Raw genomic sequence first — 19,707 nt, 5'->3', positions numbered from 1 at the left:
GCTACCGCTGGTCCTCCAGCCGGGGCAGCGGGCGGGCCCGGTCCATGACCCGGTCGGTGTAGCTGTCCAGCAGCCGGGTCGCGACCTGCTGGCCGTAGCCGAGGATGACCGCCCACAGCAGCAGGGCCGCCTGCGACGCCACGCCGATGAGACCGGTGGTCACGCCCGCGCCGAGGCCCAGGATGCCGACCACGGCCAGCGCCGCGCCCAGCAGCACCTTGATCATGGCCTGGTAGCCGACCATCACGTACGGCGAGAGGCTGGGGCGTCGCCGCAGCAGCAGCACGACGGCCGACAGCACCGCGCCGAACGCGCCGAACACCTGCGTCAGCCACACGTCCGCGCCCGAGGCGGTCTGGCCCGCCGGGCACACCGTGGGCAGCTTCTCCGCGCTCACGCACATCGGGATCAGGCCCGGCCGCAGCAGGCCGACCACGCCCAGCAGGGTGTTGACCACGAACAGCACCACGGACGTGGCGATCAGCTTGTTGCGCAGCGCCCGCGACCCGGCGTGGGCGAAGTCGGAGGCGTCGAACGCGGCCCGCAGCGCGTCGACCACGATCTCCCGTTCGACGGCGAGCGGGAACTCGCCGGGGCGCAGCTCCTCCAGGGCGACCCGGCGCGGGTCGGCCTCGTCCAGGTTCTCGGCGACGCGGGCCTTGAGGCCGGGCAGCCGGCCGAGGAACCCGCTGCCCGCGGCGACGACCGCGATCTCGGCCTCGTGCAGGGACCGCCAGGCGCGTTCGATGTGCCACCCGGACCACCACGACGCGACCGTGCGCCGGCGCGACTCGGTGCGCGTGATCATGTCCTCGACCACGGCGGCCTCCTGCTCGGCCACCGCCCGCCACTGCCGGCTCTCCGGGTCGAGCGGGTCGGGCGGGCCGAGCGCGGCGAGGTCGGAGCGCACCCGGTCCAGGCGGGACTGCACCACCAGCCGCCAGTCCGTGACCCGGGGTGTGCGCGTGCCCATGACCAGCATCGTCGCAGCAAGGACCACCGGTCAGGCGATCACCCGAAGGGGTGGTGAGCGTCGGTGTGTCACGGTGGGTGGGGAAGCGCCGGCGGGCGGCACTCCCCCGCCCGGCTCAGGCCGTCCGGCCCGGCTCCACGAGCTGCCGCAGCCGCGGCGGCATGCGCTTCTCCAGCCCGAACGGTTCCAGGTGGGCCTGCAGGACGCCGTCGAACGCCCGCTTCACCGACGTGGTGTCCCAGGTGTCGCTCTCCAGGATCGGCTGCTTGAAGTACGGGTGGCCGACCAGGTGCAGCTGCCGCCCGTTGCACCGGACGACCTGGCCGGTGATGCCGTCGGCCGCGTCGCTGAGCAGGAACAGCACGAGCGGCGCGACCTTGCCGGGGGTGCGGTCGGCGGGGATGGCCCGCAGCGAGCGCTCCGACTTCCACACCATCCGGGTGTGGGCGACCGGGCACACGGCGTTGACCCGGATGTTCTCCCCTTCCAGGTCAAGCGCCCAGGACGAGCTGAGCGACGCGACCGCGCCTTTGGTGGCCGAGTAGGCGCCCAGTTTCCGCTGGCCCAGAAACGCGCCGGACGAAATGTTCACGATCGAGCCGGAACCCTGCTCGCGCATCGCGCGCATCGCCGCCATTCCGGTGTATATGACTCCCAGGACGTTCACGTCGACGATCCGCCGGATGGATTCCGGCTCGTCCTCCCAGGGCAGCGCCTCGTAGTTCAGCCCGGCGTTGTTGACCAGGCCGTCGAGCCGGCCGAACTCGGCCAGGCACATTCCCACGATCTTCTCGGCCTCGCCGGCGTCGGCCACCGTGTGCCCGCTGGCCACCGCGCGCCCGCCGTACGTCCGGATGCGCTCGGCGACCTGTTCCGCCTGGTCGGAGTCGATGTCGTTGACCACCACCGCGGCGCCGGCCTGCGCCGCGTGCATCGCGTACGCCTCGCCGAGCCCTCGTCCCGCCCCGGTGACCACGACCGCCTTGCCGTCAAGAATCCCCATCTCGCGCTCTTCTCTGTGCTCGGCGGTCTCCCCTGCCCCGGCGCTTCGCGGTCGGGGTCGTTCCCGCCTTTCGACCAGGGTGGGGACCGGTCGCGGCGGCGTGCGCGGCGAATGCGACGAGATGCGTGTTTGCTGCGCTGAATGGACTACGGAGTTCGTCCCTGCCGATGCCCCCGACTGGTCGGTCCCTTCCCGTGACCTCCGGAAAACCCCCGTTTGGCCGTCGTCGGGACCACCGGGAAAACGTGAAAGGCCGCCCCCGGCGACCGGGGGCGGCCTTCCGGCGGCCGGTCAGCCGCGGTAGGTCAGGTTGCGCCCGCTGCCCGGGTCGAACAGCTGCACCTGGTCGGCGTCGAACCAGATCTCGGCCGGCTCGCCCGCGACCGCGGTGGACGTCGCGGCGATCCGGGCGACCAGCGACACGCCGCCGCCCGGCACGTCGGCCGAGCCCGCGTCGGCCGCCAGCTCGGCCAGCTCCGCCGACGTCGCCTGCTCACCGTGGAGGCTGAAGTAGGCGAACTTGTCCGAGCCCATCGACTCCAGCACATCCACGTCGCTGGTGAACGTGACGCCCTTCGCCCGCACGGCCTCGTCCACCAGCCGGGCGTCCTCGAAGTGCTCGGGCCGCAACCCCATGATCACCTCGCGGGGCGCGTCCGCGCCTTCGAGCAGCGTGCGCACCCGGTCGGTGAGCGGCACGTCGCCCAGGCCCGAGCGCAGCACGCCGTTCTCCAGCGCGGCCGGCACGAAGTTCATCGCGGGCGAGCCGATGAACCCGGCGACGAACAGGTTGGCCGGGTTGTCGTAGAGGAACTGCGGCGCGCCGACCTGCTGCACCGCGCCGCCGCGCATCACCACCACCCGGTCGCCGAGGGTCATCGCCTCGGTCTGGTCGTGCGTCACGTACACGGTGGTGGTGCCGAGCCGCTTCTGCAGCCGCGACACCGAGGTGCGCATCTGCACGCGCAGCTTGGCGTCCAGGTTGGACAGCGGCTCGTCCATCAGGAACGCCTTGGGGCTGCGCACGATCGCGCGCCCCATCGCGACCCGCTGCCGCTGCCCGCCGGACAGGTTCGACGGCTTGCGGTCCAGGTGCTGGGTCAGGTCGAGGATCTCGGCGGCGTCGCGGACCTTCTTCTCCACGGTCGCGTCGTCCACTTTGGCCAGTCGCAGCGGGAAGGCCATGTTCTCCTTCACCGTCATGTGCGGGTACAGCGCGTAGGACTGGAACACCATGGCGATGTCGCGGTCCTTGGGCGCGCGCTCGTTGACCCGCTCGCCGCCGATGCGCAGCTCGCCGGACGTGATGTCCTCCAGGCCCGCGATCATGTTGAGGGTCGTGGACTTCCCGCAGCCGGACGGGCCGACGAGGATGACGAACTCGCCGTCGGCGATCTCGAGGTCCACGTCCCGCACGGCCACCGCGCCGTCGGGGTACTGCTTGGTCACGCGGTCCAGAACGATCTCGGCCATTGCTTCACCCCTTGACGGCGCCGGAGGTCAACCCGGCGACGATCCGACGCTGGAAGAACAACACGAACAGGATGATCGGGATCGTGATGACCACCGCCGCGGCGGCGATCGACCCGGTCGGGTCCTCGAACTGCGAGCTGCCGGTGAAGAACGACAGCGCCACCGGCACCGTGCGCGAGCTCTCGGTCGAGGTCAGCGAGATCGCGAACAGGAAGTCGTTCCAGCAGAAGATGAACACCAGGATGGCGGTGGTGAACACGCCGGGCGCGGCCAGCGGCGCGATGACCCGGCGGAACGCCTGGCCGGGCGTCGCGCCGTCCATCTTCGCCGCCTTCTCCAGCTCCCACGGGATCTCCCGGAAGAACGCCGACAGCGTGTAGATCGCGAGCGGCAGCGCGAACGTGATGTAGGGCAGGATCAGGCCGGGCCAGGTGTCGAACAGGCCCAGCGACCGCTCGATCTCGAACAGCGGCGAGACCAGCGAGATCTGCGGGAACATCGCGATCAGCAGCGATACCCCGACGAGCAGCCGCTTGCCGGGGAAGTCGAGGCGGGCGATCGCGTAGGCGGCCATCGTGCCGAACACGACCGCGACGGCGGTGGCGATCAGCGCGATGCCGATCGAGTTCACCAGCGCCCGCACGAACTCCGTGGTGGAGAAGATCGCCTTGTAGTTCTCGAACGTCCACTGGCGCGGGATGAAGTTGCCGTCGCCCAGGGTCTCCTTGGTCTTGAACGACAGCGACACGATCCACAGCACCGGGATCAGCGCGTACGCCACCACGAGGATGTTGAGGACGGTCCAGCGCGCCTTGCGGGCCCCCGTCACGGCCCCGCCGATGCCGGCCATCAGCGCCTCCCCCCGCCGTCGCCGCCGGGCGCGGCGGTGCCGAACAGCTTCACGAACACGAACGCGATGATCGCCACCGCGATGAAGATCAGCACCGACATGGTGGAGCCGATGCCGAGGTTCAGGCCCTTGATGAGGTTGTTGTAGGTCAGCATGGACACCGACGAGGTGCCCTGCGAGCCGGCCGTGAGCACGAACAGGTTGTCGAAGATGCGGAACGCGTCGAGGGTGCGGAACAGCAGGGCCACCAGGATCGCGGGCTTCATCACCGGCACCATCACCCGGGTGAACCGCTGCCACGCGGTCGCGCCGTCCATCGCGGCGGCCTTGAGCAGGTCGTCCGGCACCAGCGCGAGGCCCGCCATGAGCAGCAGCGCCATGAACGGGGTGGTCTTCCAGATCTCGGCCAGCGTCACGACCATGAGCGCCGGGACCTTCTCGGTGAGCACCGGGTCGCCGCCCGCCAGGGTCTCGGCCAGGTAGCCGGTGCCGGGCGTCCACGCGTACCGCCAGGAGAACGCGGCGACGACCGTGACGATGCCGTACGGGATGAGCGTGGCGGTGCGCACGATGCCCCGGCCGACGAGGGTGCGGTGCATGATCAGCGCGAGCGCCATGCCGAGCACCAGCTCGACCGCCACGGACACCACCGTGATCACGACGGTGACCCACATGGCGTTCCACCAGTAGGGGTTGGACAGCACGGTCACGTAGTTGTCGAGGCCGACGAACTCGGTGCGGTCCGGGAACTTCAGGTCGTAGCGCTGCAACGACAGCCAGAACGAGTACAGGATCGGCCAGCCCGCGACGGCGGCCATGATGAGGATGGCGGGCGCGCACAGCAGCAGGCCGAGCCGGCGTTCGGCCTTCTTGCCCTCGCTGAGCGCGGCCTTGGCCTTCGGGGACAGCTCCGCCGGGGCGGCGGCGTCGGTCGGGTCGGTGGTGGTGGTCGCCGGGTGGCTCACGGCAGCACCCCCTTCGAGTCGAGCGCGTCCTGGAGCTCGCCGCGCAGCCGCTCCGCGGTCGGCCGGGGGTCGATGCCCGCCGGGGGCGAGAGGATGCTGGAGATCACGGTCGAGACGTTCTGGTAGGCGGGGGTCACCGGGCGGGCGCTCGCGTTCTTCAGCGTCTCCAGGATCGCTTCCTTCATCGGGTACGGCTCGGCCATCTCGGGGTCGTCGTAGACGGACTCGATGGTCGGCGGCACGCCGTCGTGGATGGCGGCGAACTTCTGGTTCTCCGCGCTGCGCAGGCACTGCACGGCGTCGAACGACTGGTCGGCGTGCCGGGTGAAGGCGCTCACGGCGTAGTTGATGCCGCCGACGGTGACCTTGGCCGGTCCGCCGTCGATGGACGGGTAGGGGGCCCACTTCAGGTTCTTCGCCAGGTCGGGCACGGCCTGGGCGGCGGCGTAGACGTAGGGCCAGTTCAGCTGGAACGCGGCCTTGCCGCTCTCCATGAGCAGGCGGGCCTGGTCCTCGGCGGCGTTGGAGAACGACGGGTCGACCACCTTGGAGGTGGCGAACTGCTTGAGCACGTCCAGCGCCTTGACCGCGCCGTCGTCCACGACGGCCTTCGTGCCGCCGTCGTCCAGGATCTTCCCGCCCGCGGTGTTGACGAGCGTGTTGTAGAGGACGACGAGCCCTTCGTACTGCTTGCCCTGCGCGGCGACCAGGCCGGGGGTCCGGTCGTCGCCGTCGGCTTCGAGGCGGGTGCCCGCCTCGATCATCTCGGACCACGTCTTCGGCGGCGTGGGCACCAGGTCGCCGCGGTACCAGAGGAGCTGGACGTTGGTGTTGTCCGGAGCGCCGTACAGCCTGCCCTCGTAGCGGGCGGTCTCCAGCGGGGTCTCCAGCGTGCCCTGCTCGACCCGCGCCCGGTCCTCGCCGGTGAACTCCTTGATCCAGCCCGCCTCGGCCAGCTCGGCGGTCCACGTCACGTCGAGCGCCAGCACGTCCATGTCGGGGTCGCCCGCGGCGAGCCTGCGGACCATCTGCTCACGCTGGCCGTCCGCCTCGCGCGGCAGCTTGTGGTAGACGATCTCGTAGCCGTCGGCCCGCTCGTTGCAGTTGTCGACGATCTTCTGGAAGTTCTCCTGCGGGTACTTGTAGACGTTGATGGTGATCCCGCCGTCACCCGAACCACAGCCCGCCAGCACGGTCGTCGCGATCAACGCGGCGCCCCCTGCGGCGGCCAACCGATGACCCTTGCCCCTCATCGGTCCTGCCTCCTTCCCGACAACGGAGGGGCCGAACCGCGACGCCCGGCACCTCGTCGTGCCCGCCGGTCGACTGGGCCGACCGGTGGATCGAACGTAGGCCCGGTGATCAGGTGCCGCAACCACCGGAGCCGCGGAACGGCGTTACCCGATCCGGTGGCGGGATAAACCTCCGACCTCAGTCCTTGCCGAGGTCCGAAGGGCGCATCGCGAGCTTGGCGAGCAGGTCGCGGCCGCGTTCCGCGGACCGGGGCTGGCACAGCACGTCGTAGCGGCCGGCGACGAGCTGGCTCGCGCTCTGGAAGTCCCGCTTGCCGCGCGCCGACCCGTACCCGACGGCGGCGAAGATGAGGCCGAACGCGATGCCGACCACCAGGCCCGCGACGATGGGCCCGAGGCTCGCGCCGGGGCTGGTGTTGAACAGGCTGAGCAGGACGCCCACGAACAGGCCGAACCACGCGCCCGACGCCGCGCCGGTGCCCAGCACGCGCCCCCAGGTGAGGCGGCCGGTGACCCGTTCGACGAGCATCAGGTCGACGCCGACGATCGTCACCTCCTGGACGGGGAAGTCGCCGTCGGCCAGGAAGTCGACCGCGCGCTGCGCCTCCTCGTAGGTGCTGTACGAGCCGATGGGCCAGCCGGTGGGCGGGGTGGGCAGGCGGGGAGGCACCCCGGGTCGGTTCTGGCCGGAGCCGGAGAAGGAACTCGTCACGGTGACCACCTCTTCGCGGTGCTGATCACCCCATCCTGCCAATACCGGGCGAGCGGCGCGAAACGGGTTGACGGGAAACACACGCGAACGTGACCTGTCGGGACGGGCCGGGAGCGGGCGGCCGGCACCCGGCAGGGACCGTTCCGGCCGTGGTGGCGGCGGGCTCCGGGCGGGCACGGGCGTGGCGCGGCGGGGGGTGGCGGGTGATGCGTGGCGGACTGACCGGGCGCGGCGGGTTGAGGCGTGGCGGACCGGGTCGGGCGGCGTCGCGTGGCCGGCGGCGGGCGCGGTCGGTCGGGTGTGGACGGGGGGCACCTGTGGACAAACGGACGCGGTCGGGCAGCCGGGTCCGGCCGGCGGGTCACGCGTCCGGGGTCGTTCACACCGCCCGCCGGCTGATCGGGGACTCCCGGCGCGTCCCGAACCCCCGTCCCGGCCTACTCGGACGTCGGCGAACCCGGCGCTGCGCGCCGCCGGCGTGTGCTCCGCAGGGGTCCCCGCCGAGGGGACCCCTGCTTTGATCTTGCCGGCGTCCGCCGACGTCGGGAAGCGGTCGGGCGCGGCCTGTGGACAACCGGCGGTCAGCCGCGGGACTGGTAGTCGCGCAGCAGGCCGCGGCTGATGATGGTCTTCTGGATCTCGCTCGTGCCCTCGCCGATGAGCAGGAACGGGGCCTCGCGCATCAGGCGCTCGATCTCGTACTCCTTGGAGTAGCCGTAGCCGCCGTGGATGCGGAACGCCTCCTGCGTCACCTCGGCGCAGTACTCGGAGGCGATGAGCTTGGCCATGCCGGCCTCGACGTCGTTGCGCGCGCCGGAGTCCTTCAGCCGCGCCGCGTTGACCATCATCAGGTGGGCGGCCTCGACCTTGGTCGCCATCTCGGCCAGCTTGAACGCGATGGCCTGGTGCTCGGCGATCGGCTTGCCGAACGTCCGGCGCTGCTGCGCGTACTCGATGGCCAGCTCGAACGACCGCAGCGCGATGCCGCACGCCCGCGCCGCCACGTTCACCCGGCCGACCTCGACGCCGTCCATCATGTGCCGGAACCCGTGCCCGGTCTCGCCGCCCAGGACCTGCCGGGCCGGGACGCGGAAGCCGTCGAACACCATCTCGGTGGTGTCCACGCCCTTGTAGCCCATCTTGTCGATCTTGCCGGGGATGGTGAGGCCGGGCGCGACCTCGCCGTAGCCCTCGGGCTTCTCGACCAGCAACGTGGTCAGGTTGCGGTGCGGCTTGTCCGCGCCCTCGTCGGTCCGCACCAGCACGGCGGTGAGGTTGGACGTGCCGCCGTTGGTCAGCCACATCTTCTGGCCGTTGACCACGAAGTCGTCGCCGTCGCGCACGGCGCGGGTGCGGATCGCGGCCACGTCGGAGCCCAGCTCCGGCTCGGACATCGAGAACGAGCCGCGCACCTCGCCGGTGGCCATCCGCGGCAGGTACTCGCGCTGCTGCTCGGGCGTGCCGTGCTGCTTGAGCATGTGCGCCACGATGAAGTGCGTGTTGATCACGCCGGAGACCGACATCCAGCCGCGGGCGATCTGCTCGACCACCAGGGCGTAGGTCAGCAGGGACTCGCCGAGCCCGCCGAACTCCTCGGGGATGGTGAGCCCGAACAGGCCCATCTCCTTCATGCCCTCGACGATGTCGGCCGGGTAGGTGTCGCCGTGCTCCAGCGCCTGGGCGTGCGGGATGATCTCCTTGTCCACGAAGGTGCGGACCGTCGACAGGATCTCCTCCTGGACGTCGGTCAGTCCAGCGGTCCGGGCCAGGCGCGCCATCGCGTTTCCCTTCGTAGCTCTCGGGTTACCGGCGAGTATGGACCGGTTAACGCGCGTTCGCGCCACGGGAGTGCTCATCGCCACGCGCTGAACCGAAACAGCGGGTTAGCCTGTGCCCCCGCACGGACCACAGGGGGAACCGCATGTCTCAGCCGTACCAGCAGCCCGCCTACTACCCGCCGCCGAGGCAGACCAACGGGATGGCGATCGCGGCGCTGATCACCGCGTTCCTGTTCTCGCCCGCCGGCATCGTGCTCGGGATCGTGGCCCGCAAGCAGATCCGGCGGACCGGCGAGGAGGGCTGGGGCATGGCGACCGCCGGGTTGATCATCGGCGTCGTGCTCACCGTGCTGTGGCTGCTGGCCCTCGTGCTGTGGGTCGTGCTGGTGGTGTGGCTGTACCGGGAGGCCGCGAACCTGCCCGTGCCGCGCTAGGCCGCCCGGTCAGGAGGCGCGCAGCTCCACCTCTCCGCCGCAGTGACGGCAGACGTCGGCGAACACGTGGACGTCCTCGGCGCACGTGGGGCAGGGGCGGAAGCTGCGCTCGAGCAGGTCGTCGCGGCGGCGGCGGAACAGCGGCCGGCGCGGGGTTCGGTGTCGGGGCACGGCGACCACCATGCCCGCGCACCACCCCGTGATCGCCACTCCACGCCGCCGTTTGTGGGGATGCTCACCACTCCGACCGGCAACGGGTAAGTGTTTCGTCACTGTTCGAACAGGTGGAGCCACGCATCGAGGTGCGGGCATTCGGCGCGCAGGCGCGCCAGTCCGAGGTCCTGGATCGCCAGGGGACCGTCGATCGTCTTGACGTAGCCCGGGCAGTAGTCGAGGAGCCGTTTCGAGGGCGCGGTCGCCGGTCCGTCGTTGATCAGCTCGGGGCCGCCGGCGGCGCGGACGTCGCCGCGGAGCCGGTCGGCGAGGTCCTCGCCGAGGACCTGCCCCAGCGCGTCGGCGGCCGCGAACACCCACGCCTCCAGCTCGTGCACCACCAGGTGCGGCCGGAACCGCCGGTCGCCCACCGCGTCGGCCAGGCAGCGCTCGACGTGCCCGACCCGCTCGTAGACGTCGCCGGACGGCCGGTCCGCCATGCCGGGGCAGTCGGCCGGGAACGCGTAGTAGTCGAACAACGTGGTGAGCACGTCGATGCTGGTGTCGTTCAGCAGGAGTCCGATGTCCCGGCGGATCTGCCCCCAGCCGGTGACGCCGCCCTTGTGCGACGGACCGGCGGCCGGCCGTTTGGTCTTCACCAGGGACAGGCTGGTGATCCACCCGAGCCCTTCGAGGTGGGGTCGGATGACGGAATCGGCCACGACCTCCTCCGTCTGCCCCTCGACCAGCAGGTGGACCCGCCGGGCGGCACGGCTCACGTGCGCCCGCCCGGCCTGCCCCCGATGAGGTTCTTCTCCCACAGCTCACCCAGCGAGTACTCCTCGAGCCACCGGCCGAGCCGTTCGCGGTCCGGCCGGACGAAGGTCGAGGCCCCGTCGACCCGCTCGACGACGATCAGGTCGTCGAGGTCGAACTGGTTCATCAGGGTGACCGACTGGGTGGCGAGGAGCACCTGGGCGCGCACGGACGCCTGCCGGAGCAGCCCGGCCAACTGGACGACGGCGTAGGGGTGCAGCCCGAGTTCCGGCTCGTCCAGGACGACCAGCGACGGCAGGCGCGGGTGCAGCAGCAGCGTCGCGAGGCACACGAACCGCAACGTGCCGTCCGACATCTGGTCGGCCGAGAACACCGCGTCCGAGCCGTTCTGCCGCCACCGCAGCCGCAGCCGGTCGCTCCTCTCGGGGCGCAGCACGAAGTCCCGGAAGAACGGCGCGACCTGGCGGACGACCCCGACGATCCGCCGGTAGGCCGCCCGGTAGGCCTGCTCGTCGCTGTCCGCGAGGGCCAGCAGGACGGCCGCGAGGTTGCCCGCGTCGTCGCGCAACGACAGGTTGTCGGCCGTCGGCACCAACTGCTTGACCGGCGCGTTCCGGCTGGTGTCATGGAAGTGGTAGACGCGGCAGTCCCGCAGCAACCCAACGATGTCGGTCACGACACCGCGCTCGACCAGCTCGGAGAGCTCATGCAGACGCGTCTCCCTGCCGCCGCGGCTGGGCACCACCTCGTACGGCCGGGCCTCGCGCATGACCACTTCACCCGCGAAGATCAACTCGTCGTTGCTCGCAGGGACGAGCACCGCTTCATAGCCGTGGCGGATCGTGCCGAGCGCGATCCGGAGCCGGTCCGCGCCGGACGTGAGCAGCGCCGACGCGCCGCCGTTCAGGCCGACGAAGTAGCCCAGGTCGGACTCGACCAGCCGGCCCAACAGCTCGAACACGCGCACGAAGTTGCTCTTGCCCGCGCCGTTCGCGCCGATCAGCACGTTGAGCCGGCCGAGGTCCACCCGTGCCGACCGGATCGAGGCGTACCCCTCGATCTCGATCGACGCCAGCTCGCGGTCGGCCACGCGATCACTCTACGGCCACCCGCCGACCGGGAGGCCCGGACGGGTCAGTCCTCCGGCGGCGACCACACGTTCGTGCGGGACATGCCGGCGGCACGGCCCTTGGACGAGATGACCAGGGCCATCTTGCGCGACGCCTCGTCGATCATCTCGTCGCCGAGCATCGCCGCGCCGCGCTTGCCGCCCTTCTCGGACGTGAAGTAGTCGTACGCGTCGAGGATGTTCTCCGCGTGGTCGTAGTCGTCCTGCTTGGGGCTGAACACCTCGTTCGCCGCGTCGATCTGGCCGGGGTGCAGGACCCACTTGCCGTCGAAGCCCAGCGCGGCCGAGCGGCCGGCCACGCGCTTGAAGCCCTCGACGTCGCGGATCTGCAGGTACGGGCCGTCGATGGCCTGCTTGTCGTGGGCGCGGGCGGCCATGAGGATCTGCATCAGGATGTAGTGGTAGGCGTCGCCGACGTCGTAGCCGGGCGGCTGCTCGCCGACGACCAGGGACTTCATGTTGATCGACGCCATGAAGTCGGCGGGGCCGAAGATGATCGTCTCCACCCGCGGGGAGGCGGTGGCGATGGCGTTGACGTTGGTCAGGCCGAGGGCGTTCTCGATCTGCGCCTCGATGCCGATGCGGCCGACCTCGTAGCCCATGGTCTTCTCGATCTGGGTGAGCAGCAGGTCCAGCGCGTGCACCTGCTCCGGGGTCTGCACCTTGGGCAGCATGACGCAGTCCAGGTTCGCGCCCGCGCCCTCGACGACCTCGGTGACGTCGCGGTAGGTCCACTCGGTGGTCCAGTCGTTCACCCGGACCACGCGCGCCTTGGAGCCCCAGCCGCCCTCGTTCAGCGAGGCGACGATGGTCTTGCGGGCGTCCGGCTTGGCCAGCGGCGCGCACGCGTCCTCCAGGTCGAGGAACACCTGGTCCGCGGGCAGCGTGCGGGCCTTGTCGATCATCTTCTGGCTCGAGCCGGGCACGGCCAGGCAGGAACGACGGGGACGCTGCTGGTCGACCACTGGGGGTACCTCCTCGTACCGGCCGGTAACTGACGCTGGGGCGAAGCGTGGCACGCGGCCGGGGCACCCGCCATCGCGTGAGTCCCGATTCACAGGCCCGTGGCAGGCTGAACCGGTGGAGATCGAGCAGGTGCTGGACAACGCGTTGCGCAAGGCCGCCGCGGTGTGGGTCCGACCGGAGGGCCACGGGTCGCGGCTGGTGTGGGCGCTGTGGCGCGACGGCGCGGTGCTGGTGGCGGTCGGCGGCACGGAGCAGGACGTGCCGGGCCTGGCCGACGGGGTCGCGTGCACGGTGACCGTCCGCTCCCCCACCACCCGCTCCCACCTGGTCGACGCGCGGGTCACCGCCCGCCGGGCGCGCCCGGACGCGGAGACCGACGCGGCGCTGCGGGCCGCCCGGCTGAACGGTCGGCCGGCGTGGGCCGAGGTCTACCGGCTGGAGTTGGCGTGATCACCGTCCCGGACGGCTTCGGCGCGATCCTCGGCGAGGAGGCGCGCGGGTGGCTGGCCGCGCTGCCCGCCCTGGCCACCCGGTTCTGCGCCCGCTGGCGGCTCGCCCCGGACGGCCCGCTGCTCCACGGCCACGTCGCCGTGGTGCTGCCGGTGCGCCGGGCCGACGGTCACCCGGCCGTGCTCAAGCTGACCTGGCTGGACGAGGAGACCCGGCAGGAGCCGCTGGCGCTGCGGGCGTGGCGCGGCCGGGGCGTGGTGGACCTGCTCGACCACGACGACGACCACGGCGCGTTGCTGCTGGAACGCCTCGACCACACCCGTTCGCTGGACGACGCGCCGATCGAGGAGGCGCTGGCCGTCACCGGCGGGCTGCTGCGCCGGCTGCGCGTCCCGGCCGGTCCCGGGTTCCGCCGCCCCGCGTTCCCCGACCTGGTCGCGGAGAACGCCGGGCTGGGCGGCCCGTTGCCGGACGCGCTCGTCGCCCACGCCCGCGAACTGGGCCGCGACCTCGCCGCACGCGCCGCGCACACCCTGGTCAACGAGGACCTGCACTACGAGAACGTGCTGCGCGGCGACCGCGAGCCGTGGGTGATGATCGACCCGAAACCGCTGTCCGGCGACCCCGAGTTCGGCGTGATCCCGTTGCTGTGGAACAGGTTCGGCGAGCTGGACGGCGAACGCGGGCTGCGCGACCGGTTCGCCGCGCTGTGCGACATCGGCGACCTGGACCCCGACCTGGCCCGCGCGTGGACGTTCTGCCGGGCGGTCGACACCTGGCTGTGGTGCCTGGCCGAGGGGCTGCCCGGGATGGCCGACGCGGTCGGGGCGATCGCCCGCGCGTTCCGGCCCTGACCGGGCGCGGCCCGCCGTCGTCCACAGTGGAACGCAGCGGCGCGGCACGCGGCGGACTAACCTGATCACGTGGTCGCCGTGAACCGCGTCTTCGCCGCACAGCTCGCCGGGCTGCCCGTGTTCGGGCCGGACGGCGAGTCGATCGGCAAGGTCCGCGACCTGGTCATCGGCCTGCGGGTGGACCGGCAGCCGCCGCGCGTGCTGGGCCTGGTGCTGGAGCTCGCGACCCGGCGGCGCATCTTCGTGCCCATGCTGCGGGTGACCTCGATCGAGCCGAACGCCGTGACGCTCGCCACGGGCACGGTGAACCTGCGCCAGTTCCACCAGCGCACCAACGAGGTGCTGGTGGTCGGCGAGCTGCTCGACGCGCGGGTGCGGCTCGGCTCGGGCGCGGTGGCGGTGCTGGTGGACGCGGCGATGGAGCCCACCCGCACCCGGGACTGGCGGATGACGCGGGTCGCGGTGCGGGAGCGCACCGGTCGGCTGGCCCGCCGCGGCCCCGTGCAGGTGCTGCGCTGGGAGGAGCTGTCCGGGTTGTCGGTGACGGAGCTGGCGGGCCAGCCGCAGGGCGCGCAGCACCTCGTGGCGGTGTTCGAGACGATGCGCGCGGCGGACGTGGCGCTGGCCCTGCACAGCCTGCCGCTGAAGCGCCGCTACGAGGTGGCCGAGGCGCTGGACGACGAACGGCTCGCCGACGTCATCGAGGAGATGGGCGAGGAGGACCAGAAGGACCTGCTCGCCCACCTGGACGACGAGCGCGCCGCGGACATCCTGGAGGCGATGAACCCCGACGACGCGGCGGACCTGCTGGCCGAGCTGCCCGAGGGGGAGAAGGACCGGCTGCTGGAGCTGATGGAGCCGGAGGAGTCCGCGCCGGTGAGGCGGCTGCTGGAGTACAGCTTCGACACCGCGGGCGGGTTGATGACGCCGGAGCCGGTGGTGCTCGCGCCGGACGCGACCGTGGCCGAGGCGCTCGCGCACGTGCGCAACCCGGACCTGACGCCCGCGCTGGCCAGCATGGTGTTCGTGTGCCGGCCGCCGACGGCCACGCCCACCGGCCGCTACCTGGGCTGCGTGCACATCCAGCGGCTGCTGCGGGAACCGCCGTCGGACCTGGTGGCGGGCGTGCTGGACACCGACCTGGCGACGCTGTCGCCGTCCGCGTCGCTCGGCGACGTGACCCGCTACTTCGCCGCCTACAACCTGGTGTGCGGGCCGGTGGTGGACGAGAGCGACCACCTGCTCGGCGCGGTCGCCGTGGACGACGTGCTGGACCACCTGCTGCCGGTCAACTGGCGGGAAACGGGGCTGTCCCATGCCTGAGCCGCAGCCGCGCCGGCGGCTCGACCAGCCGCGCACGGAGGGCAGGCTCCGGCTGTCGGTGGACCCGGAGGCGTTCGGCCGGTTCTCCGAGCGGCTGGCCCGGTTCCTCGGCACCGGCAAGTTCCTGTTCTGGCAGACGCTGATCGTGATCGTGTGGATCACGCTGAACCTGGCCGCGGTGTCGCTGCGCTGGGACCCGTACCCGTTCATCCTGCTCAACCTGGCGTTCTCCACGCAGGCCGCGTACGCCGCGCCGCTGATCCTGCTGGCCCAGAACCGGCAGGACGACCGGGACCGGGTGTCGCTGGAGGAGGACCGGGCGCGGGCCGCGCAGACCAAGGCCGACACCGAGTACCTGGCGCGTGAGCTGGCCGCGCTGCGGCTGGCCGTGGGCGAGGTGGTGACCCGCGACTACCTGCGCAGCGAGCTGGAACGCGTGTTCCGCGAGCGCAAGCGCCCCGGCAAGGACAAGGACGCCAAGGATCTGCGGGACAAGGACGCCCGGGACAAGGACGGCAAGGACCGGGACGGCCGGGAGCGCGACGCCAGGGACGCGGTCCGGGACGACGTGCCCTCGACGTGAGCCCCCGGGTCAGGGTTCGTCGGCGCCGAGCCGGTCGCAGGTGCGGCCGAACGCCTCCAGTTCCGCGTGGGTGAACGTCTCGGCGAAGTGCCGCGCCACGCCCGTCAGGTGGGTGCCGGACGCGACGCGGAGCCGGTCCAGGCCCTGCGCGGTCAGCACCGCCACCACGCCGCGACCGTCGCCGTCGGCGCGCTCCCGCAGCACCAGGCCGGCGCGTTCGAGCCGGTCGACGAGCCTGGTGACGCCGGAGCGGGACAGCAGGACGGCGTCGGCCAGCTCGGTCATCCGCAGCCGGTGCTGCGGCGACTCGGCGAGCTGGACCAGGACGTCGTAGGCCGCGAGCGACAGGCGTTGCTCGGCGATGAGTTCGGCTTCCAGGATCCGAGTGAGCCTCGCGTGCGCCCGGAGGAAGGATCGCCACACCGCCAGCTCGGTACGGGTGGGCAACCGGGCAGGTCCGGTGTCCGGCACGAATACCGATGTTACGGAAAGCACGCAACCGGCTGCGCGCTGGCCCCGGTTCCGCGGGTGACCAACCGGTAGCTTGGAGGTGCACGGCCCGCCGTAGCATGGCGGTCCCACCACCTCTTTCCGAAGGCGCTTCCCGTGACTCTTCCCACCGTTGACGACGTGCAGAAGGCGTTGGCCGGCGTGCAGGACCCCGAGATCCGGCGTCCGATCACCGACCTGGGCATGGTCAAGGGCGTCGTGGTCGGCGACGACGGGGTCGTGGACGTGGCCGTCTACCTCACCGTGGCCGGCTGCCCGCTGCGCGACAAGATCACCGCCGACGTGACGACCGCGGTGTCCGCGCTCGACGGCGTGTCCGGCGTGCGCGTGGAGCTGGACGTGATGAGCGACGCCCAGCGCACCGAGCTGCGCAAGTCGCTGCGCGGCGGCGTCGAGGAGCCGGTCATCCCGTTCGCCCAGCCGGGCTCGCTGACCCGCGTGTACTGCGTGGCGTCGGGCAAGGGCGGCGTCGGCAAGTCGTCGGTGACGGTGAACCTGGCCGTCGCGATGGCCGCGCGCGGCCTGTCGGTGGGCGTGGTGGACGCCGACATCTACGGCCACTCGATCCCGCGCATGCTGGGCACCGACGCCCGGCCGACCCAGGTCGAGAAGATGATCATGCCGCCGCAGTCGCACGGCGTGAAGTTGATCTCCATCGGCATGTTCACGCCGGGCAACACCCCGGTCGTGTGGCGCGGCCCGATGCTGCACCGCGCGTTGCAGCAGTTCCTGGCCGACGTGTTCTGGGGCGACCTGGACGTGCTGCTGCTGGACCTGCCGCCGGGCACCGGCGACATCGCGATCTCGGTGGCGCAGCTCGTGCCGAACGCCGAGATCCTGGTCGTGACCACGCCGCAGCAGGCGGCGGCGGAGGTGGCCGAGCGGGCCGGCTCGATCGCGTTGCAGACCCGGCAGCGGATCGCGGGCGTGATCGAGAACATGTCGTGGCTGGAGCTGCCGGACGGCACCCGGATGGACGTGTTCGGCGAGGGCGGCGGGCAGACCGTGGCCGACTCGCTGACCCAGGCCGTGGGCGCGGACGTGCCGCTGCTCGGCCAGGTGCCGCTCGACCCGCGGCTGCGGGAGCAGGGCGACGCGGGCACGCCGATCGTGCTGGCGCACCCCGAGTCGACCGCGGGCCGGGTGCTCACGACCGTGGCGGGCAAGCTGTCGACGCGGTCGCGCGGCCTGGCGGGCCGCCTGCTGAACGTCTCACCGGCGGGTCGCTGACCGCTCGCCGCATTTCCACGCCACAGGGGCTCCCGTGCACCGGGGGCCCCTGTTTCGTCGTGCGCGCCGCACGGCGGGCGTTGACGAACAGCCGCCCGTCTGCAACCTTTGTACGCAACCTCGCAAAAACCTGACAGATCAACTCAAGAACTTAATACTACGTCGCAACTTGTCGTCAGGCGTCCGCCGCGGTCTGTCGTGAGCGCACCGTCGTCCCCAACGAAGAGGACACCGATGAAACGGAAGCAGCGCAGCCGGCGACTGGTCGGCGGCATCCTCGCGATCGGCCTGACCGTGTTCGGCCTCTCCCCCGCCTCCGGCGCGCCCGCCGGCGCGCGACCCGACCCCGCCGCCGACTCCGGGATCGGCGCGACGGCGGTCAACCTCGCCGCGGGCAAGCCCACGTCGGCGAGCAGCTCGCAGCCCGGCTACCCGCCCGCCAACGCCACCGACGGCAACCGCGAGACCTACTGGGAGAGCGGCAACAACGCGTTCCCGCAGTGGCTCCAGGTGGACCTCGGCGCGGCGGTCGCCGTCAACCGGGTGGTGCTCCGGCTGCCGGGCGGCTGGGGCGCGCGCACCCAGGCGGTGGCCGTGCAGGGCAGCACGAACGGCACCGCCTTCACGGACCTCTCGCCGTCCGCGGCGCGCGTGTTCGACCCGGCGGCCGGCAACACCGCGACCATCGACTTCACCGCCCGGGACACCCGGTACGTGCGGCTGCACGTCACCGCCAACACGGGCTGGCCCGCGGGCCAGGTCGCGGAGCTGGAGGTGCACGGCCCGGAGACCGGCGACGTGCGGCCCCCGTCCCCGCCCGGCGACCTCACCCTCACCGAGCCCGCCGCCGGGCAGATCCGGCTGGCCTGGTCGGCGTCGTCCGACGACACCGGCGTCACCGGGTACACCGTGTACGCCAACGGCGCGGAACGCGCCTCGGTGCCCGGCGCCACGCTCACCTACACCGACAGCCGGCCGGCCACCGACACCGTCACCTACACGGTGCGGGCGCGGGACGCGGCGGGCAACGTGTCCGGCGACAGCAACCCCGTGACGCGGGTCGGCCGGGGCGGCGGCGGCACGGACCTCGCCCGCGGCAAGCCGATCGAGGCGTCGTCGTCGGTGTTCTCGTTCGTGGCCGCCAACGCCAACGACGGTGACGTCGCCACCTACTGGGAGGCGGGCGGGCAGTCGTCCACGCTGACCGTGAAGCTGGGCGCGAACGCCGACGTGGACCGCGTGGTGGTCCGGCTCAACCCCGACCCGGTGTGGGGTCCGCGCACGCAGAGCTTCCAGGTGCTGGGCCGGGAGCAGTCGGCGACGGGCTTCACGTCGCTGGTCGCCCGAGCCGACCACGCGTTCAGCCCGACCGGCAACCAGAACACGGTGACCGTCCCGGTCGGCGCGCGGGTGGCGGACGTGCGGCTGCAGTTCTTCGGCAACACCGGCGCGCCCGGCGGGCAGGTGGCCGAGCTGCAGGTCGTCGGCGTCGCCGCGCCCAACCCGGACCTCACCGTCACGTCGTTGACCTGGTCGCCCGCCGCGCCGACGGAGGTCGACGCGGTCACCCTGACCGCCGCGGTGCGCAACGCGGGTTCGGCCGCCGCGCCCGCGACGACGGTCGACTTCAGCGTCGGCGGCGCGGTCGTCGGCAGCGCGTCGGTCGCCGCGCTGGCGGCGGGGGCGTCGGCCGCGGTGTCGTTCCCGGCGGGCCGGCGGCCGATGGGCAGCCACCAGGTGAAGGCGGTGGTCGACCCGACCAACGCCGTGGTCGAGCGGGACGACGCGAACAACACCCACACCGCGCCGTCGCCGCTGGTCGTGACGCAGGCCCCCGGCCCGGACCTCCTGGTCGCCGACGTGGTGACGAACCCGCCGAACCCGGCGGTGGGCGCGACCGTGTCGTTCACCGCGTCGGTGCGCAACCGCGGCACGTCGGGCGTGGGCGCGGGCTCCGTGACCCGGCTCGTGGTCGGCGGCGCCACGCTGGACACCACCACCCCGGCCGTCGCGGCGGGCGCGACGGTGACCGTGCCCGTCACCGGCACGTGGCGGGCCACCGCGGGCGGCGCGACGATCACCGCCACGGCCGACGCGACCGGCGCCGTCGCCGAGACCGACGAGGCGAACAACACCTGGTCGCGGTCGATCGTCGTCGGCCCGGGCGCGGCCCGCCCCTTAGTCCAGCACCATGCGGTAGCGGCCCCCGAACCCGGCCCCCAGTCTCTTATAAACAAAAGTACCGGCCCCCCGAATTTTTTGTGTTTATATGGGTGGGGGCGGGGGAGAGA

At 72.0% G+C, this 19,707-nt stretch carries 20 protein-coding genes; 7 read left to right on the top strand and 13 right to left on the bottom strand.

Annotation, left to right across the window (positions count from 1 at the left end):
* Nucleotide 1: 1 nt before the first annotated feature.
* From ACFXGA_RS29445 to ACFXGA_RS29410, 8 genes are all read right to left on the bottom strand, one after another.
* On the bottom strand, nt 2–973 hold the full coding sequence (locus ACFXGA_RS29445; RefSeq protein ID WP_378093406.1) for a hypothetical protein: 972 nt from the start codon (nt 971–973) through the stop codon (nt 2–4).
* Between the two features lie 115 nt (nt 974–1,088).
* Nucleotides 1,089–1,976 (bottom strand): SDR family NAD(P)-dependent oxidoreductase, encoded by an 888-nt coding sequence (locus ACFXGA_RS29440; RefSeq protein WP_378093404.1) that lies wholly within the window; start codon nt 1,974–1,976, stop codon nt 1,089–1,091.
* 291 nt (nt 1,977–2,267) lie between these two features.
* Nucleotides 2,268–3,449: an ABC transporter ATP-binding protein gene (locus ACFXGA_RS29435; RefSeq protein WP_378093402.1), complete on the bottom strand. Its 1,182-nt coding sequence runs from the start codon at nt 3,447–3,449 to the stop codon at nt 2,268–2,270.
* Nucleotides 3,450–3,453: 4 nt separating this feature from the next.
* Entirely contained in the window at nt 3,454–4,299 is an 846-nt protein-coding gene (locus ACFXGA_RS29430) for a carbohydrate ABC transporter permease (RefSeq protein WP_378093400.1), read from the bottom strand.
* A complete protein-coding gene (locus ACFXGA_RS29425) occupies nt 4,299–5,207 on the bottom strand; it encodes a carbohydrate ABC transporter permease (RefSeq protein WP_378093429.1) in 909 nt (302 codons plus the stop codon). The genes ACFXGA_RS29430 and ACFXGA_RS29425 overlap by 1 nt, the downstream gene beginning before the upstream one ends.
* Nucleotides 5,208–5,260: 53 nt before the next feature.
* The gene (locus ACFXGA_RS29420; RefSeq protein ID WP_378093398.1) at nt 5,261–6,517 is read right to left on the bottom strand and encodes an ABC transporter substrate-binding protein; all 1,257 of its coding nucleotides are present in this window, start codon (nt 6,515–6,517) and stop codon (nt 5,261–5,263) included.
* Nucleotides 6,518–6,695: 178 nt separating this feature from the next.
* A complete protein-coding gene (locus ACFXGA_RS29415; RefSeq protein ID WP_378093396.1) occupies nt 6,696–7,229 on the bottom strand; it encodes a general stress protein in 534 nt (177 codons plus the stop codon).
* 581 nt (nt 7,230–7,810) lie between these two features.
* Nucleotides 7,811–9,007 (bottom strand): acyl-CoA dehydrogenase family protein, encoded by a 1,197-nt coding sequence (locus ACFXGA_RS29410; RefSeq protein ID WP_378093394.1) that lies wholly within the window; start codon nt 9,005–9,007, stop codon nt 7,811–7,813.
* 143 nt (nt 9,008–9,150) lie between these two features.
* Between ACFXGA_RS29410 and ACFXGA_RS29405 the strand changes: the two genes are divergently transcribed.
* Nucleotides 9,151–9,441 (top strand): DUF4190 domain-containing protein, encoded by a 291-nt coding sequence (locus tag ACFXGA_RS29405; RefSeq protein WP_378093392.1) that lies wholly within the window; start codon nt 9,151–9,153, stop codon nt 9,439–9,441.
* A gap of 9 nt (nt 9,442–9,450) precedes the next feature.
* Here the strand turns inward: ACFXGA_RS29405 and ACFXGA_RS29400 are convergent, their stop codons facing one another.
* The 4 genes from ACFXGA_RS29400 to ACFXGA_RS29385 all read right to left on the bottom strand — a co-directional run bounded on the left by ACFXGA_RS29400 (nt 9,451) and on the right by ACFXGA_RS29385 (nt 12,465).
* Nucleotides 9,451–9,612 carry a hypothetical protein gene (locus tag ACFXGA_RS29400; RefSeq protein WP_378093390.1) on the bottom strand — a complete coding sequence of 54 codons (162 nt, stop codon included), beginning with the start codon at nt 9,610–9,612 and terminating at the stop codon, nt 9,451–9,453.
* Between the two features lie 98 nt (nt 9,613–9,710).
* On the bottom strand, nt 9,711–10,373 hold the full coding sequence (locus tag ACFXGA_RS29395; protein WP_378093388.1) for a DUF4276 family protein: 663 nt from the start codon (nt 10,371–10,373) through the stop codon (nt 9,711–9,713).
* Nucleotides 10,370–11,461 carry an AAA family ATPase gene (locus tag ACFXGA_RS29390; RefSeq protein WP_378093386.1) on the bottom strand — a complete coding sequence of 364 codons (1,092 nt, stop codon included), beginning with the start codon at nt 11,459–11,461 and terminating at the stop codon, nt 10,370–10,372. The genes ACFXGA_RS29395 and ACFXGA_RS29390 overlap by 4 nt, the downstream gene beginning before the upstream one ends.
* Nucleotides 11,462–11,505: 44 nt before the next feature.
* On the bottom strand, nt 11,506–12,465 hold the full coding sequence (locus tag ACFXGA_RS29385) for an HpcH/HpaI aldolase/citrate lyase family protein (RefSeq protein ID WP_378093384.1): 960 nt from the start codon (nt 12,463–12,465) through the stop codon (nt 11,506–11,508).
* A gap of 115 nt (nt 12,466–12,580) precedes the next feature.
* Here ACFXGA_RS29385 and ACFXGA_RS29380 point away from each other — a divergent pair, with 115 nt between their 5' ends.
* From ACFXGA_RS29380 to ACFXGA_RS29365, 4 genes are all read left to right on the top strand, one after another.
* Nucleotides 12,581–12,916 (top strand): hypothetical protein, encoded by a 336-nt coding sequence (locus ACFXGA_RS29380; RefSeq protein WP_378093382.1) that lies wholly within the window; start codon nt 12,581–12,583, stop codon nt 12,914–12,916.
* Complete coding sequence (locus tag ACFXGA_RS29375; protein ID WP_378093380.1) at nt 12,913–13,770, top strand: aminoglycoside phosphotransferase family protein; 858 nt, start codon at nt 12,913–12,915, stop codon at nt 13,768–13,770. The genes ACFXGA_RS29380 and ACFXGA_RS29375 overlap by 4 nt, the downstream gene beginning before the upstream one ends.
* Before the next feature lie 69 nt (nt 13,771–13,839).
* Entirely contained in the window at nt 13,840–15,093 is a 1,254-nt protein-coding gene (locus ACFXGA_RS29370; RefSeq protein ID WP_378093378.1) for a magnesium transporter MgtE N-terminal domain-containing protein, read from the top strand.
* Nucleotides 15,086–15,676 carry a DUF1003 domain-containing protein gene (locus tag ACFXGA_RS29365; RefSeq protein WP_378093376.1) on the top strand — a complete coding sequence of 197 codons (591 nt, stop codon included), beginning with the start codon at nt 15,086–15,088 and terminating at the stop codon, nt 15,674–15,676. Before ACFXGA_RS29370 ends, ACFXGA_RS29365 begins: the two co-directional genes overlap by 8 nt.
* Before the next feature lie 9 nt (nt 15,677–15,685).
* Here the strand turns inward: ACFXGA_RS29365 and ACFXGA_RS29360 are convergent, their stop codons facing one another.
* Complete coding sequence (locus tag ACFXGA_RS29360; protein WP_378093374.1) at nt 15,686–16,147, bottom strand: MarR family winged helix-turn-helix transcriptional regulator; 462 nt, start codon at nt 16,145–16,147, stop codon at nt 15,686–15,688.
* A 135-nt stretch (nt 16,148–16,282) separates the two neighbouring features.
* On the opposite strand from ACFXGA_RS29360, the gene ACFXGA_RS29355 reads away from it, so the two are divergent.
* Both ACFXGA_RS29355 and ACFXGA_RS29350 read left to right on the top strand, forming a co-directional pair.
* Entirely contained in the window at nt 16,283–17,416 is a 1,134-nt protein-coding gene (locus ACFXGA_RS29355; protein WP_378093372.1) for a P-loop NTPase, read from the top strand.
* A 234-nt stretch (nt 17,417–17,650) separates the two neighbouring features.
* Nucleotides 17,651–19,707, top strand: a 2,057-nt coding sequence (locus ACFXGA_RS29350; protein ID WP_378093370.1) for a CARDB domain-containing protein, incomplete at its 3' end; no start/stop codon positions are given.

It is taken from the genome of Actinosynnema sp. NPDC059335, assembly GCF_042752395.1.
Taxonomy (GTDB): Bacteria; Actinomycetota; Actinomycetes; order Mycobacteriales; family Pseudonocardiaceae; genus Actinosynnema.
This window is presented reverse-complemented; position numbering and strand designations above follow the sequence as displayed.

What these genes read in the sequence shown, in the direction of transcription:
- ACFXGA_RS29445 (WP_378093406.1), bottom strand. Translation starts at nt 973, where the DNA reads ATGGGCACGCGCACACCCCGGGTCACGGACTGGCGGCTGGTGGTGCAG.
- ACFXGA_RS29440 (WP_378093404.1), bottom strand. Translation starts at nt 1,976, where the DNA reads ATGGGGATTCTTGACGGCAAGGCGGTCGTGGTCACCGGGGCGGGACGA.
- ACFXGA_RS29435 (WP_378093402.1), bottom strand. Translation starts at nt 3,449, where the DNA reads ATGGCCGAGATCGTTCTGGACCGCGTGACCAAGCAGTACCCCGACGGC.
- ACFXGA_RS29430 (WP_378093400.1), bottom strand. Translation starts at nt 4,299, where the DNA reads ATGGCCGGCATCGGCGGGGCCGTGACGGGGGCCCGCAAGGCGCGCTGG.
- ACFXGA_RS29420 (WP_378093398.1), bottom strand. Translation starts at nt 6,517, where the DNA reads ATGAGGGGCAAGGGTCATCGGTTGGCCGCCGCAGGGGGCGCCGCGTTG.
- ACFXGA_RS29410 (WP_378093394.1), bottom strand. Translation starts at nt 9,007, where the DNA reads ATGGCGCGCCTGGCCCGGACCGCTGGACTGACCGACGTCCAGGAGGAG.
- ACFXGA_RS29405 (WP_378093392.1), top strand. Translation starts at nt 9,151, where the DNA reads ATGTCTCAGCCGTACCAGCAGCCCGCCTACTACCCGCCGCCGAGGCAG.
- ACFXGA_RS29365 (WP_378093376.1), top strand. Translation starts at nt 15,086, where the DNA reads ATGCCTGAGCCGCAGCCGCGCCGGCGGCTCGACCAGCCGCGCACGGAG.